The organism is Micromonospora sp. NPDC047521 (genome assembly GCF_055587305.1).
On the sequence record NZ_JBVJGN010000005.1, the window covers coordinates 140,703 to 154,956 of the forward strand.

The following is a 14,254-nucleotide window of genomic DNA, read 5'->3' on the forward strand; positions in this document are numbered from 1 at the left end:
GGCCGGCCCGAACAGCCCCCGCGCCTCCTCGCGCCCGCGCCTCGCGCCTGCGCCCCGCGCCCGGGCCTCCTCGCGCCTGCGCCCCGCCCCCGCCCCTGCGCCCCGCCCCCGCCCTGCAAGATCGCGCTCGATCCTGGAAGTAGTGGCCTTGAGACGCCGGGATACCACTACTTCCAGGATCGAGCGCGATCATGACCGGCGTTGGCGTCCGAAGCCTGCCTCCCGGCGGCCGCGCCACCGCACCCCCTCAAGATCCCCACAACTTCAGGGAAGTTGCTGCTTCCGGCGCGTCCGAGGCAGCAACTTCGGGGATGTTGTGAGGAGCGTGGCGTGGCGTGGGCGGCGCGGGGCGGGGCGGGGCGGCGTGGGGCGGCGTGGCGCGGCGTGCACTAAACGTGCGGGAGCCCCCGGTCCCGTCAGGGGACCCGGGGGCTCCCGGTGACGCGTCGACTCAGCCGGCCTGCTCGGCGAGCTGTAGGAACTGCCGCTTGGCGGCGAGGGCCTGCTCGGCCTCCTTGATCCGGCGGGCGTCGCCGGCGCTCTGCGCCCGGGCCAGCCGGTCCTCGGCCTCCGCCACCTGTGCCCGCATCTGGGCGAGCAGCGGGTTGTCTTCCTTGGTGGTGCGGCGCCACGCGGAGTCCATCACTTCGCGGACCTTGTCGTCGATGACACGCAGTCGGCGCTCCAGCCCGGCGGCGGCCTCGCGGGGCACCCGCCCGGCCTCGTGCCACTGGGCCTGGATCTCCCGTAGCTTGGCCTGGGCGCCCTTCGGGTCGGCGTCGATGTCGAGGGCTTCCGCCTCGGCCAGGAGGGCCTGCTTGCGCTCCAGGTTGCCGCGTTGCTCGTTGTCGCGGGCCGAGAAGACCTCACTGCGCCGGCTGAAGAAGGCGTCCTGCGCGCCGCGGAACCGTTCCCACAGCTTCTGCTCGGCCTCCTTGGAGGCGCGCGGAGCGGCCTTCCACTGCGTCATCAGCTCCTTGAGCTGGTTGGCGGTGGCCGCCCACTCGGTGGAGTCCTTGAGCTTCTCGGCTTCGGCGACCAGCTCCTCCTTGACGGTCTGCGCCTGCTTGCGCTGCGCGTCGAGGGAGGCGAAGTGGGCGCCCCGGCGGCGGGTGAAGCCGTCCCGGGCGGCGGCGAACCGCTTCCACAGCTCACCGTCGGCCTTCTTGTCGACCCCGCGGATGGTCTTCCACTCGTCGAGGATCTCCTTGAGCCGGTCGCCGGCGGTCTTCCAGCCGGTGGATTCGGCGGCGAGCTTCTCGGCCTCCTCGACCAGCGCGGTCTTGCGTGCCAGGGCTTCGACGCGTGCGGCGTCGCGTGCGGCCCGGGCCTCACCGGCCTTCTCCTCGGCGAGGGTGGCCAGCTTGTCCAGTCGCGCGGCCAGCGCGTCGATGTCGCCGACCACGTGCGCCTCGGGGAGCGTGGCGCGGATCCGCCGGATCGTGCTCAGCGAATGCCCGGCGTCCGCCGCACCCGAGTTGAGCCGCGCTTCGGTCAGATCCACCTCGGTCACCAGGTCGGCGAAGCGGCGGGCGAAGTGGGCCAGCCCCTCCTCCGGTGCTCCCGCCTGCCAGGATCCGACCACCCGCTCGCCCTCGGCGGTCTTGACGTACACGGTGCCGTCCGCGTCCACCCGTCCGAAGGCAGTCCAGTCGCTCATGTGCCCATCCTCGATCTCCCGGCGTCGAAGGAACGAGTCCCCCGTCGCCGCCACGGCGCAGTCAACTTGCTTCCGGCATTGTCACAGGTCCAACCCGGTCCGCGTCGAGCGCCTATCGCCGACCGTGACCATACGGTGTCCTAGTGACCGAATGACCGGATCGGCGCGGAGACGCACCGGGGATTCCCGCTACGGTGGGCGGGTGCCACTGGTCGCCGCCGCTGTCTGCCCGCATCCGCCCCTGCTCGTGCCGGAGGTGGCCGGCGCCGCCGCGCCCGAGCTGGACGATCTGCGGGCGGCGTGCGACACCGCCGTCGGTCGGTTGTTGGCCGTCGACCCGGACGCGGTGGTCCTGCTCGGCGCCGGCCCGACGACGGGCCCGATCTTCGCCCCGGCCACCGGTTCGTTGCAGCCTTGGGGCGTGGATCTGGACGTACCCCTGGTGCCCGGCCAGCCCGACCGGGGCGCCGTGCTGCCCCTGAGCCTGACCGTCGGCGCGTGGCTGCTCGCCCGCCAGGACGTGCGCGCGCAGGTGGCGGCCGTGCAGGTGGCCGCCGACGCCGGCGCAGCCGAGGTGGAGGCCCTCGCCGGGTCGATCGCCGGTTCGGCTGTGCGGGTGGCGCTGCTGGTGCTCGGCGACGGGTCGGCGTGCCGGGGGCAGAAGTCCCCGGGGTACGACGATCCGCGCGCCGAGGCGTACGACAGGCGGGTTGCCACGGCCCTGGCCGGGGCGGACCTGGACGTGCTGCTCGACCTCGACCCGGTGGTGTCGACGGAGCTGAAGGCCGCCGGCCGGGCGTCCTGGCAGGTGCTGGCCGGCGCGGCCCGGTCGAGCGGCGGCGGGTGGCGCGGTGAGCTGCTGCACGACGCGGCGCCCTACGGTGTCGCCTACTTCGTGGCGTCCTGGGAGCGGATGTGAGCGGCACCGTCGTCGCGGTCGTCGGCCCGACGGCGGCGGGCAAGTCGGCGTTGAGTATCGCGTTGGCGCACGCGCTGGACGGCGAGGTGGTCAACGCCGACTCGATGCAGCTCTACCGGGGCCTGGACATCGGCACCGCCAAGCTGACGCCGGCCGAGCGGGACGGGGTGCCGCACCATCTGCTGGACATCTGGGAGGTCAGCGAGCCGGCGAGCGTCGCGGAGTACCAGCGGCTGGCCCGGGCGGCGGTGGACGACATCCTGTCCCGGGGGCGGGTGCCGCTGCTGGTCGGCGGTTCCGGGTTGTACGTGCGGGCGGTGCTTGAGCGTTTCGAGTTCCCCGGCACCGACCCGGCGCTGCGGGAGCGGCTGGAGCGGGAGCTGGCCGAGGTCGGCCCGGCGCCGCTGTACGCGCGGCTGCGCGAGGCCGATCCGGTCGCCGCCCAGGGCATCCTGCCGGGCAATGGTCGACGGATCGTGCGGGCCCTGGAGGTGATCGAGTTGACCGGCGCGCCGTTCACTGCCTCGCTGCCGCAGCCGACGCCGTACTACCCGTCGGTGCAGCTCGGCGTCGACCTGGACACCGGCCTGCTGGACGAGCGGATCGCGGCGCGGGTGGAGCGGATGTGGACCGACGGCTTGGTGGCCGAGACCCGCGAGCTGCTGGGCCGGGGGTTGGCCGAGGGGCGGACGGCGAGTCGGGCGCTGGGCTACCAGCAGGTGTTGCGGCAGCTCGCGGGTGAGCTGACCGAGGCGCAGGCGCGCGACGAGACGGTCCGGGCGACGCGGCGCTTCGTCCGCCGGCAGCGTTCCTGGTTCCGGCGTGACCCCCGGATCCGCTGGCTGGACTCGGCTGCACCGGACCTGTTCGAGGCCGCCCTGCGTCTGGTGCCCGCCGCTGCGCGATGATGGGGGCGTGGAGTTCACCAAGGGCCACGGCACCGGCAACGACTTCGTCCTCCTTCCCGACCCGGACGGTCAGCTCGACCTGACTCCGGAGCTGGTCGCGGCGCTCTGCGACAGGCGGCGGGGCATCGGCGCGGACGGGGTGCTGCGGGCGGTCCGGGCGGCCAAGCATCCCGACGGCGCCGGGCTGGCCGGTGAGGTCGAGTGGTTCATGGACTACTGGAACGCCGACGGCTCGTTCGCCGAGATGTGTGGCAACGGCGCCCGGGTCTTCGTCCGGTACCTGCTCGACACCGGCCTGGCCACGCCCGCCGGCGCGGCGCTGCCGGTGGCCACCCGGGCCGGCGTCGTGCGCGCGCTCGTCGAGGGCGGCGCGGTCTCCGTCGAGATGCGCCGACCCCGGGTGTACGACAGTTCGGCCGCCACCCTCGGCGGACTGACCCTGCCTGGCACGGCGGTGGACGTGGGCAACCCGCACCTGGTGTGTGTGCTGCCGGCGGGAGTCGAGTTGGCCGCGCTGGATCTGACCCGCGCTCCGGGGTTCGACCCGGAGGTGTTCCCGGCGGGCGTGAACGTGGAGTTCATCGTGGCCGGCGACCCGGTGGACGGCACCGACGCGCACAGCCTCATGCGGGTGTACGAGCGCGGCAGCGCGGAGACCCTGTCCTGCGGCACGGGCGCCTGCGCGGTGGCCGCCGTGGCCCTGCGCGACGCCGGCCGGGACACCGGAGTGGTCGCGGTGGACGTGCCCGGCGGCCGCCTCACGGTGACGGTCACCGAGAACTCCTGCTGGCTGTCCGGGCCCGCCATCCTGGTGGCAACGGGCGAGGTGGACCTCTCCACCCTGCCCACCGCCGTCTGACGCCGAACTGATCCGCGCGCCCGGGCTGCGCCGGTCGGTGGCGACCCTTTGCTCTGCTTCACCCCGCGCAACGCCCGGTGTCCGATTACCGGACACGCGCCGTTGCGTGGGTTGAAGCAGGGCAAAGCGGGGGAGAGGACACAGCCGAGGGCTCCCTGCCTGCTTCCGGCGTCACGCCGCCGGACTGCTCGTCACGGCGTCGCGCTGGCGTTGGCCGCGATCTCCGGAAGGTCGGACGGGCCCGGGTCGGCTGCCGGCAGCGGGCTGGGGTTGTGCGCGGCGGCGCGGACGGCGGCGGCCACCGCCGGGGCGACCCGGGAGTCGAAGACGCTCGGCACGATCACCGTCGGGTTGATCTTGTCCTCGCCGACCACGTCGGCGATGGCCCGGGCGGCCGCGATGGCCATCTCCTCGGTGAACTCCTCGGCGTGCGCGTCGAGCATGCCGCGGAACACCCCGGGGAACGCGAGCACGTTGTTGATCTGGTTCGGCTGGTCGGAGCGGCCGGTGGCGACCACCGCAGCGTGCTTGCGCGCCTCCCGCGGGTCGACCTCCGGGTCGGGGTTGGCCAGCGCGAAGACGATCGAGTCCTTCGCCATCTGGGCGATGTCGTCGCCGGTGAGCAGATTCGGCGCGCTGACCCCGATGAACACGTCCGCGCCCCGGATGGCGCCGGGCAGGTCGCCCGAGTAGTTCTCCTTGTTGGTGTTCTCCGCCAGCCACTGCCAGGCCGGGTTGAGCCCGGTCAGGCCGCGGTGCAGGGCGCCCTCGCGGTCGTACGCGATGATGTCGCCGACGCCCTGACGCAGCAGCAGCTTCATGATCGCGGTCCCGGCCGCGCCCGCTCCGGAGACGACCACCCGGACGTCCGCGAGCTGCTTGCCCACGACGCGCAGCGCGTTGGTGAGCGCGGCCAGCACGCAGATCGCGGTGCCGTGCTGGTCGTCGTGGAAGACCGGGATGTCCAGCGCCTCGCGCAGCCGGGCCTCGATCTCGAAGCAGCGCGGCGCGGCGATGTCCTCCAGGTTGATCCCGCCATACGCCGGCGCGATCGCCTTGACGATCTGCACGATCTCGTCGGTGTCCTGGGTGTCCAGCACCACCGGCCAGGCGTCCACCCCTCCGAAGCGCTTGAACAGCGCCGCCTTGCCCTCCATCACCGGCAGCGACGCGGCCGGGCCGAGATTGCCCAGGCCGAGGACCGCCGAACCGTCGCTGACCACGGCGACGGTGTTGCGCTTGATGGTGAGCCGCCGGGCGTCCGCCGGGTTCTCGGCGATGGCCATGCAGACCCGGGCCACCCCCGGGGTGTACGCCCGGGACAGCTCGTCACGGTTGCGCAGCGCGACCTTCGAGGTCACCTCGATCTTGCCGCCGAGGTGCAGCAGGAACGTCCGGTCCGACACCTTGCGCACGTCCACGCCGTCGAGCGCGGTCAACGCGTCGACCACCTGGTCGGCGTGGCCGGCGTCGGCGGTGTCGCAGGTCAGGTCGACGATCACGTGGGTCGGGTCGGAGTCCACCACGTCCAACGCCGTGACGATCGCCCCGGCCTCGCCGACCGAGGTGGTGAGGCGGCCGATCGAGGAGGCGTCAGCGGTCACGGCGATTCGGATGGTGATCGAAAAGCCGGCGCTCGGCAGTCGGGTGATGGCCACGGGATCCCTCCGTCACGGCTGTGCGGCCGGTCGACCGCCGCCCGCATTTCTACCGGGTTGTCGTGGCCGACCAGCATTCGCCCCCACTTTTGGCGACCTTCAGCATGGGCATATAGCAGGTGCGTTCGGTGTTGTCTCATGTCAGGATTACGTTCTACTTATCAAAACGGACAGGAGAACCGCTTGCGAGACCAGGAGAGCTTTGTCCCCGTCGAGGACGAGCTCGACGACGTCACCACCGGCGAGATGGAGCTGTCGGAGCGACAGTCCCTGCGACGCGTACCAGGCCTGTCGACCGAGCTCACCGACGTCACCGAGGTGGAATACCGCCAGCTGCGGCTGGAGCGGGTCGTCCTGGTGGGCGTCTGGACCGAGGGTTCGGTGACCGACGCGGAAAATTCCCTGACCGAGCTGGCCGCGCTCGCCGAGACCGCCGGTTCGCAGGTGCTCGAAGGGCTCATCCAGCGCCGTACGCGCCCCGACCCGGCCACCTACATCGGCCGTGGCAAGGTCGACGACCTCGGCGCGGTGGTGCTCTCCACGGGCGCCGACACGGTCATCTGCGACGGCGAGTTGTCCCCGTCGCAGCTGCGCAACCTGGAGCAGCGCACCAAGGTCAAGGTTGTCGACCGGACGGCGCTGATCCTCGACATCTTCGCCCAGCACGCCAAGAGCAAGGAAGGTAAGGCGCAGGTCGAGCTGGCCCAACTCGAATACCTGCTGCCCCGGCTCCGCGGTTGGGGTGAGACGCTCTCCCGGCAGACGGGTGGTTCCGGTCGAGGTGGCGGTGCCGGCGGCGGCGTGGGTGTGCGTGGTCCCGGTGAGACCAAGCTGGAGACCGATCGGCGGCGGATCCGCCACCGCATCTCCCGGCTGCGTCGCGAGATCAAGAGCATGCGCACGGTACGCGTCACCAAGCGTGCCCGACGCACCCGCAACTCGGTGCCCGCCGTGGCCATCGCCGGCTACACGAACGCCGGCAAGTCCAGCCTGCTCAACCGGTTGACCGGCGCGGGCGTGCTGGTGGAGAACGCGCTCTTCGCGACATTGGACCCGACCACCCGCAAGGCAACCGCCTCGGACGGGCGGCTCTACACGCTCTCCGACACGGTCGGCTTCGTCCGCCACCTTCCGCACCAGATCGTCGAGGCGTTCCGCTCGACGCTCGAGGAGGTCGCGGAGGCGGATCTGGTGGTGCACGTCGTTGACGGCACCCACCCGGATCCGGAGGAGCAGGTCCGGGCGGTGCACGAGGTGCTCGCCGAGGTGGGCGCGGACCGGCTGCCCGAGCTGCTGGTGGTCAACAAGACCGACGCCACCGACGAGGACACGCTGCTGCGACTCCAGCGGCTCTGGCCGGACGCGATCTTCGTTTCGGCGCACTCCGGCCGAGGCGTCGATGGGCTGCGCGCCGCCATCGAGGACCGGCTGCCGCAGCCGGCCGTCGAGGTCCGGGCGGTCCTGCCGTACGAGCGCGGTGACCTGGTGTCCCGGGTGCACCGCACCGGCGAGGTGCTCAGCACCGCGCACCTGCCCGAGGGCACTCTGCTGCACGTTCGGGTCAGCGCGGAGCTCGCGGCCGAGTTGGCGCGGTTCGACGTGGAACGGCAGGGCCAGGCGGCCGGCAGCCGCGCCTGAGCGGCCACGGCGTCATCCACCGGAAACGCGCGGCATGCGACACTGGCCGAATGCGCCGCGTTGTTTCCTCGGTCACGGTTGCCCTAGGCCTGTTCGGGGCAACCGTGGCGCTCGCCGGAGTCGCCGCGGCGGCTCCCGCCCCTGGAGCGTCCGAGCCGCCCGCCGTCAAGCCCGGCAAGAAGCAGTGCACGATCGCCGACGAGCGGTTGCGCGAGCTGTCCGGCCTGGTGGCCACCAAGAGCGGCTTCATCGTGATCAACGACGGCACCGAGAACGAGGCACGCAAGCGTGTCTTCTTCCTCGACACCAAGTGCAAGATCTCGAAGGAGCCGGTCCGGTACTCGGGGCAGGGCCCGTTCGACACCGAGGACCTGGCGCTCTCCCCGAACGGGGCGACGCTCTGGATCGGCGACATCGGCGACAACGTCTCCTCGAAGGAACGCCGCAAGAGGGTCGCGCTCTGGTCGATGCCGGTCAGCGGCGGCAAGCAGCCGGTGCTGCACCGACTCTCGTACCCGGAGGGCAAGCCGCACGACGCCGAGGCGCTGCTCATCGGCAACGACAACAAGCCACTGATCATCACCAAGGTGACAAGCGGCAAGGCGGAGATCTTCACCCCGTCGGCGGCGCTCAAGACCGGTGACACCGAGCCGGTGCCGATGCGCAAGGTCGGCGACATCACGTTGCCCAAGACGCAGACGGACAACCCGCTCAACACGTTCGGGCGGGTGGCGATCACCGGCGCGGCCCGGTCCCCGGACGGCAACCGGGTGGTCCTGCGCACCTACGCGGACGCCTTCGAGTTCGACGTGACAGGTGGGGACATCGTCACCGCGCTCACCACCGGGAAGCCTCGGGTGACGCCGCTGACGGACCCGTTCGGAGAGGCGATCAGCTACTCACCGGACGGCAAGAGCTTCCTCACCGTCTCCGACGGCGGCCAGTTGGGCCCCGAGGACCCGATCGACATCCTCAGCTACGCCCCGTCCAGCTCGACCTCGGTGCCGCTGGCCGCCGAGGGGGGCGCCAAACCGTCCGCCGCCAAGTCGTGGACCTCCGGGCTGAGCTTCGACGACATCACCTACCTGGTCGGCGCGGTAGGTGTGCTGGGTCTGCTGCTGGTCGGTGCCGGCATCATCGGCATCGTCCGGGCGCGTCGCCGGCCGCCGTCCGAGCCGTCCGACCGCTCGGATCCCGACGGCGAGCCCCTCGGTGGCCCGCGTGGTGGGCGTACCGAGTCGGGCGGGGACCGTCCGGCAGGCGTCTACGGTGGCGGCAAGGCTGCGGGGGGCGCGGTCTACGGCGCGGGCGGTGGCGCGGGTCGCGGTGGCGCGGGTCGTGGCGGTCCCGCCCCGGCTGCCGGAGCGGTGTACGGCGGTGGCCGTCCTGCGGCCCCCGACGGCGGTTACGGCGGAGCCCGCCCGGGCGGCGCCGGTGGTGGCGTCTACGGCGGCGCGCGTCCCCCGGCGGGCGGCGGTGGCCGTCCCTCAGGTGGTGGCGGCGGTCGACCCGCGGGCGGTGGCGGGGGTCGACCCCCGGCCGGCGGTGCGGGTCGTCCCGGCGGTGGTGTGTACGGCGGTGCCGGTCAGCCCGGCGGGGGCCGGGCTGAGCCGCCCCGGCGTGGTGGGCCGGAGCCCGACTACCGGGGTCAGCGACCCGGCCGGCGACGCGATGAGGACGCGCCCGTCGACCCGTACCGGCAGCAGCCGGGGCGCGGCCCCCGGGGCGACCGTTACTAGCTCAACGGCCAGGCCGGAAGGCGGGCGCGGGTGAACGCTGGGGGCACCCACCCGTTGCCCGCTCTCAGATGCGGCGCAGCACCGCCACGACCCGGCCCATGATGGTGGCGTCGTCACCGGGGATCGGGTCGAAGGCCGGGTTCTGTGGCATCAGCCAGACGTGCCCGTCGCGGTGCCGGTAGGTCTTGACGGTCGCCTCGCCGTCGAGCATCGCGGCCACGATCTCGCCGGAGTCGGCGGTCGGCTGCTGGCGGACGACGACCCAGTCGCCGTCGCAGATCGCCGCGTCGAGCATCGAGTCGCCCTTGACCTGGAGCATGAAGACCTCGCCCTCGCCCACCAGCTCGCGGGGCAGCGGGAAGATGTCCTCCACGGCCTGCTCGGCGAGGATCGGCCCACCGGCGGCGATCCGGCCGAGCATCGGCACGTACGCCGGGGCCGGCCGCTGCGCGCGGGTCAGCTCGTCGTCGATGGCCTCGCTGGGAGCGCGGACGTCCACCGCGCGCGGCCGGTTGGGGTCGCGGCGCAGGAAGCCCTTCTTCTCCAGCTCCTTGAGCTGGTAGGCGACGCTTGACGGCGACACCAGGCCGACCGCCTCGCCGATCTCGCGCACGCTCGGCGGGTAGCCGTGCCGCTCCACCCAGGTGCGGATGAACTCCAGGATGCGGCGCTGGCGGGCGGTCAGGTCGACAGTCGCCGGGTCGGGGAAGGCGCTGACCACAGGGGTCACCTGGCGCACGGCGGGCTGGCCCGTCCGGCTGCGCGCGGCGCTGCGGCGTCGGGTGGCCGGGGGGCCCGCCTCGGTGATGTGCTGCGGCGTCTTCGGCCGGCTGGCCCGGTCCTCGGTCACGTCCGTCCTCCCTGGTCGGCGCTGGGTGCCTCGTCGGCTCGTGGTGCGTGCGGTGGTGCCACGTTGTTCCTGACCGTATAGGTGAGATCGGTCATTTTCAAACATCTGTACGACCTCTCGCCGGCGTGTCGGCATGAAAAACGACACCTGTCGTACGGATGTTCTGATAAATGGTACGTCGGCTGGTACACGTGTTCGATCTTCAGGCCGTTTTCCGGGTCGGTTCGGTCCGGTCGGCCGGTAACCCGGGCGGGGTGTCGGCGTTGGGTTTTCGGCGGAGGGAGGGGCTCGATTGCCCGGATGGTCCGTGACGCGCCGGACACGCCGGCCAACTTGACCCGGGTTGCCAAGCGACATACGGTCAACCCCTAGATGTAGTAGTGACACGGGCGTAAGTTGCCTACAGGTTGGGTCCGACTACCGACCGCACTCCCGTAACGTTGATCACGGTGGGGGCCATGAACGCATGGCACCGCCGTGGTGGGTCGTGCCCGGGTGCGTCCGGTACGACGTGGTTGATCATGATTAGGAGGGGCGCGATGCGGTGTCCGTACTGCCGGCACGCTGACTCCCGGGTGGTCGACTCGCGGGAGGCCGACGACGGCCAGCTCATCCGACGGCGACGTTCCTGCCCGGAGTGCGGCAAGCGGTTCACGACCGTCGAGGAGGCGGTCCTCGCCGTGGTCAAGCGCAGCGGCGTGACCGAGCCGTTCAGCCGCACGAAGATCATCGGCGGGGTGCGCAAGGCGTGCCAGGGCCGGCCGGTGGACGACGACTCGCTCGCGCTGCTCGCGCAGCGCGTGGAGGAGACCGTCCGGGCCAAGGGGGCCGCCGAGATCCCCAGCCACGAGGTGGGCCTGGCGATCCTGGGTCCACTGCGCGACCTGGACGAGATCGCCTACCTGCGGTTCGCCAGTGTGTACCGCTCCTTCGACTCGCTCGCCGATTTCGAGCGCGAGATCGAGACGTTGCGGGACGCGGCGCGCGCCCGGGAGCAGGGCCGGGCCGACGCGGTCGAGGCCGCCGGCCGTACCAGCTGAGTCTTCACAGTTTTTCGAGAGATCAGGACGCGCGGTGGGGCACCGCGCAGACGAGGGGGGCGACGGCGTGACAACGAGCCGTTCACGGAACAAGGCAGGCGCGGGGCTGAAGATCGAGCGGGTGTGGACGACCGAGGGGGTCCACCCGTACGACGAGGTCGCCTGGGAGCGCCGCGACGTCGTGATGACGAACTGGCGGGACGGCTCGATCAACTTCGAGCAGCGCGGCGTGGAGTTCCCGCAGTCGTGGAGCGTCAACGCGGCGAACATCGTGACCACCAAGTACTTCCGGGGCGCGGTGGGGACCCCGGAGCGGGAGTGGTCGCTCCGGCAGCTGATCGACCGGGTGGTCACCACCTACCGCACCGCAGGTGAGGAGTACGGCTACTTCGCCAGCCCGGCCGACGCCGAGATCTTCGGCCACGAGCTGACCTGGATGCTGCTGCACCAGGTGTTCAGCTTCAACTCGCCGGTCTGGTTCAACGTCGGCACGCCGTCGCCGCAGCAGGTCAGCGCCTGCTTCATCCTGGCCGTGGACGACTCGATGGACTCGATCCTCGACTGGTACAAGGAGGAGGGGCTGATCTTCAAGGGCGGCTCCGGCTCCGGCGTCAACCTGTCGCGGATCCGCTCGTCGAAGGAGCTGCTCTCCTCCGGTGGCACCGCCTCCGGCCCGGTCAGCTTCATGCGCGGCGCGGACGCCTCCGCCGGCACCATCAAGTCCGGTGGCGCGACCCGCCGCGCGGCCAAGATGGTCATCCTCGACGTGGACCACCCGGACATCGAGGAGTTCGTGGTCACGAAGGCGCGCGAGGAGGACAAGATCCGCGCGCTGCGCGACGCCGGGTTCGACATGGACCTGGGCGGCTCGGACATCGTCAGCGTGCAGTACCAGAACGCCAACAACTCGGTCCGGGTCTCCGACGAGTTCATGTCGGCGGTGGAGAACGGCGGCGGGTTCGACCTGCGCAGCCGCCTGGACGGCTCGACGATCGACACCGTCGACGCCAAGAAGCTGTTCCGCACCATCTCCCAGGCAGCCTGGGAGTGCGCCGACCCCGGCCTGCAGTACGACGACACGATCAACGACTGGCACACCTGCCCGGAGACCGGCCGGATCACCGCGTCGAACCCGTGCTCGGAGTACCTGCACCTGGACAACTCCTCGTGTAACCTGGCCTCGCTCAACCTGATGAAGTTCCTCCGCGCCGACGGTGGCTTCGAGGTGGAGAAGTTCGTCAAGTCCGTCGAGTTCGTCATCACCGCGATGGACATCTCGATCTGCTTCGCCGACTTCCCGACCGAGAAGATCGGTGAGACGTCCCGCGCGTACCGGCAGCTCGGCATCGGGTACGCCAACCTGGGTGCCCTGCTGATGGCCACCGGCCAGCCGTACGACTCGGAGCAGGGCCGCTCGGTCGCCGCGGCGATCACCTCGCTGATGACCGGCACCGCGTACCGCCGCTCCGCCGAGCTGGCCGGCGTCGTCGGCCCGTACGACGGCTACGCCCGCAACGCCGAGCCGCACAAGCGGGTCATGCGCAAGCACGCCGCCGCGAACGACGAGATCAAGCCCACAAGCCCGGTGGCCACGGCGATCGTTCGCGAGGCGACCAAGCAGTGGACCCAGGGCAACAAGATCGGTGACCGGAACGGCTGGCGGAACTCGCAGGCCAGCGTCCTCGCGCCGACCGGCACCATCGGCTTCATGATGGACTGCGACACGACAGGCGTGGAGCCGGACCTGGCGCTCGTCAAGTTCAAGAAGCTTGTCGGCGGCGGCTCGATGCAGATCGTCAACCAGACGGTGCCGCGCGCCCTGCGCAGCCTCGGCTACCCCGAGGAGCAGGTCGAGGCGATCGTCGAGCACATCGCCGACCACGGTCACGTGGTGGACGCCCCCGGCCTCAAGCCGGAGCACTACGCGGTCTTCGACTGTGCGATGGGTGAGCGGTCGATCGCCCCGATGGGCCACGTGCGGATGATGGCGGCGATCCAGCCGTTCGTGTCCGGCGCCATCTCCAAGACGGTGAACATGCCGGAGGCGGCCACCGTCGAGGACGTCGAGAAGATCTACTTCGAGGGCTGGAAGCTCGGCCTCAAGGCCCTGGCGATCTACCGGGACAACTGCAAGGTCGGCCAGCCGCTCTCGGTGGCGAAGTCCAACAAGGCCACCGAGCCGGCCGCCGTCGAGACCGCGGCCGCCGCGCCGGCCGCGGTGGAGAAGGTCATCGAGTACCGGCCGGTGCGTAAGCGCCTGCCGAAGAAGCGCCCGTCCGAGACGGTCAGCTTCTCCGTCGGTGGCGCCGAGGGCTACCTCACCGCGTCGTCGTACCCGGACGACGGCCTCGGCGAGGTCTTCCTCAAGATGTCCAAGCAGGGCTCGACCCTGGCCGGCGTGATGGACGCCTTCTCGGTGGCCATCAGCATCGGCCTGCAGTACGGCGTGCCGTTGGAGACGTTCGTCAGCAAGTTCACGAACATGCGCTTCGAGCCGGCCGGCATGACCGACGACCCGGACGTTCGCATGGCGGCCTCGGTGATGGACTACATCTTCCGTCGCCTGGCACTGGACTTCCTGCCCTACGAGCGCCGCGCCGAGCTGGGCATCTTCACCGCCAGCGAGCGGGCCGCCCAGCTGCGGGCCGAGGCCGACGCGGAGGCCGCAGCCGTCACCGGTGCCGAGCTGACCGCGATGGCGTCCTCGGCGCCGGTGGAGGCCCCGGCCAAGACCGAGGCCGTCGCCCAGCCGGCCGAGGAGATGGCCGAGGTGGCCGCCGCCAAGCCGGCTCCGAACGTGGGTTCCAGCACCGAACTGCTGGAGGCCGTGATCGGCAAGGCCGCCGACGCGCCGCTCTGCTTCACCTGCGGTACGAAGATGCGCCCGGCCGGTAGCTGCTACGTCTGCGAGGGCTGCGGCTCCACCAGCGGCTGCAGCTGACGTACGCCCCAGCGCTGCCCCGGCTTCCCTCATGGGAGGTCG

Annotated in this window: 10 protein-coding genes; 7 read left to right on the plus strand and 3 right to left on the minus strand. The window is 71.5% G+C overall.

Features of this window, described 5'->3' with window-relative positions; all coding sequences use genetic code 11:
- Nucleotides 1–451: 451 nt before the first annotated feature.
- A complete protein-coding gene (locus ACZ6N8_RS13765) occupies nucleotides 452–1,660 on the minus strand; it encodes a DUF349 domain-containing protein (RefSeq protein WP_357987293.1) in 1,209 nt (402 codons plus the stop codon).
- Between the two features lie 151 nt (nucleotides 1,661–1,811).
- On the opposite strand from ACZ6N8_RS13765, the gene ACZ6N8_RS13770 reads away from it, so the two are divergent.
- From ACZ6N8_RS13770 to dapF, 3 genes are read left to right on the plus strand one after another with little or no spacing between them, the layout of a single operon-like run.
- Nucleotides 1,812–2,579 carry a class III extradiol dioxygenase subunit B-like domain-containing protein gene (locus ACZ6N8_RS13770; protein WP_466010010.1) on the plus strand — a complete coding sequence of 256 codons (768 nt, stop codon included), beginning with the start codon at nucleotides 1,812–1,814 and terminating at the stop codon, nucleotides 2,577–2,579.
- Nucleotides 2,564–3,487 carry a tRNA (adenosine(37)-N6)-dimethylallyltransferase MiaA gene (gene miaA / locus ACZ6N8_RS13775; RefSeq protein ID WP_466010364.1) on the plus strand — a complete coding sequence of 308 codons (924 nt, stop codon included), beginning with the start codon at nucleotides 2,564–2,566 and terminating at the stop codon, nucleotides 3,485–3,487. The genes ACZ6N8_RS13770 and miaA overlap by 16 nt, the downstream gene beginning before the upstream one ends.
- A gap of 7 nt (nucleotides 3,488–3,494) precedes the next feature.
- Entirely contained in the window at nucleotides 3,495–4,346 is an 852-nt protein-coding gene (dapF, locus tag ACZ6N8_RS13780) for a diaminopimelate epimerase (protein ID WP_466010011.1), read from the plus strand.
- Between the two features lie 191 nt (nucleotides 4,347–4,537).
- Here dapF and ACZ6N8_RS13785 read toward each other — a convergent pair whose 3' ends face one another.
- Nucleotides 4,538–6,004: an NAD-dependent malic enzyme gene (locus ACZ6N8_RS13785; RefSeq protein ID WP_357987281.1), complete on the minus strand. Its 1,467-nt coding sequence runs from the start codon at nucleotides 6,002–6,004 to the stop codon at nucleotides 4,538–4,540.
- 183 nt (nucleotides 6,005–6,187) lie between these two features.
- Here ACZ6N8_RS13785 and hflX point away from each other — a divergent pair, with 183 nt between their 5' ends.
- Both hflX and ACZ6N8_RS13795 read left to right on the plus strand, forming a co-directional pair.
- Nucleotides 6,188–7,642 (plus strand): GTPase HflX, encoded by a 1,455-nt coding sequence (hflX, locus tag ACZ6N8_RS13790; RefSeq protein WP_466010013.1) that lies wholly within the window; start codon nucleotides 6,188–6,190, stop codon nucleotides 7,640–7,642.
- A 50-nt stretch (nucleotides 7,643–7,692) separates the two neighbouring features.
- Nucleotides 7,693–9,381: a hypothetical protein gene (locus tag ACZ6N8_RS13795; RefSeq protein ID WP_466010015.1), complete on the plus strand. Its 1,689-nt coding sequence runs from the start codon at nucleotides 7,693–7,695 to the stop codon at nucleotides 9,379–9,381.
- A gap of 64 nt (nucleotides 9,382–9,445) precedes the next feature.
- On the opposite strand, the gene lexA is transcribed toward ACZ6N8_RS13795, so the two are convergent.
- Nucleotides 9,446–10,231 (minus strand): transcriptional repressor LexA, encoded by a 786-nt coding sequence (gene lexA / locus ACZ6N8_RS13800; protein WP_466010017.1) that lies wholly within the window; start codon nucleotides 10,229–10,231, stop codon nucleotides 9,446–9,448.
- A gap of 539 nt (nucleotides 10,232–10,770) precedes the next feature.
- Between lexA and nrdR the strand changes: the two genes are divergently transcribed.
- Together nrdR and ACZ6N8_RS13810 are read left to right on the plus strand one after the other, a co-directional pair.
- On the plus strand, nucleotides 10,771–11,271 hold the full coding sequence (gene nrdR / locus ACZ6N8_RS13805) for a transcriptional regulator NrdR (protein WP_139586161.1): 501 nt from the start codon (nucleotides 10,771–10,773) through the stop codon (nucleotides 11,269–11,271).
- Between the two features lie 34 nt (nucleotides 11,272–11,305).
- Nucleotides 11,306–14,212 carry a vitamin B12-dependent ribonucleotide reductase gene (locus ACZ6N8_RS13810; protein WP_466010019.1) on the plus strand — a complete coding sequence of 969 codons (2,907 nt, stop codon included), beginning with the start codon at nucleotides 11,306–11,308 and terminating at the stop codon, nucleotides 14,210–14,212.
- Nucleotides 14,213–14,254 lie beyond the last annotated feature (42 nt).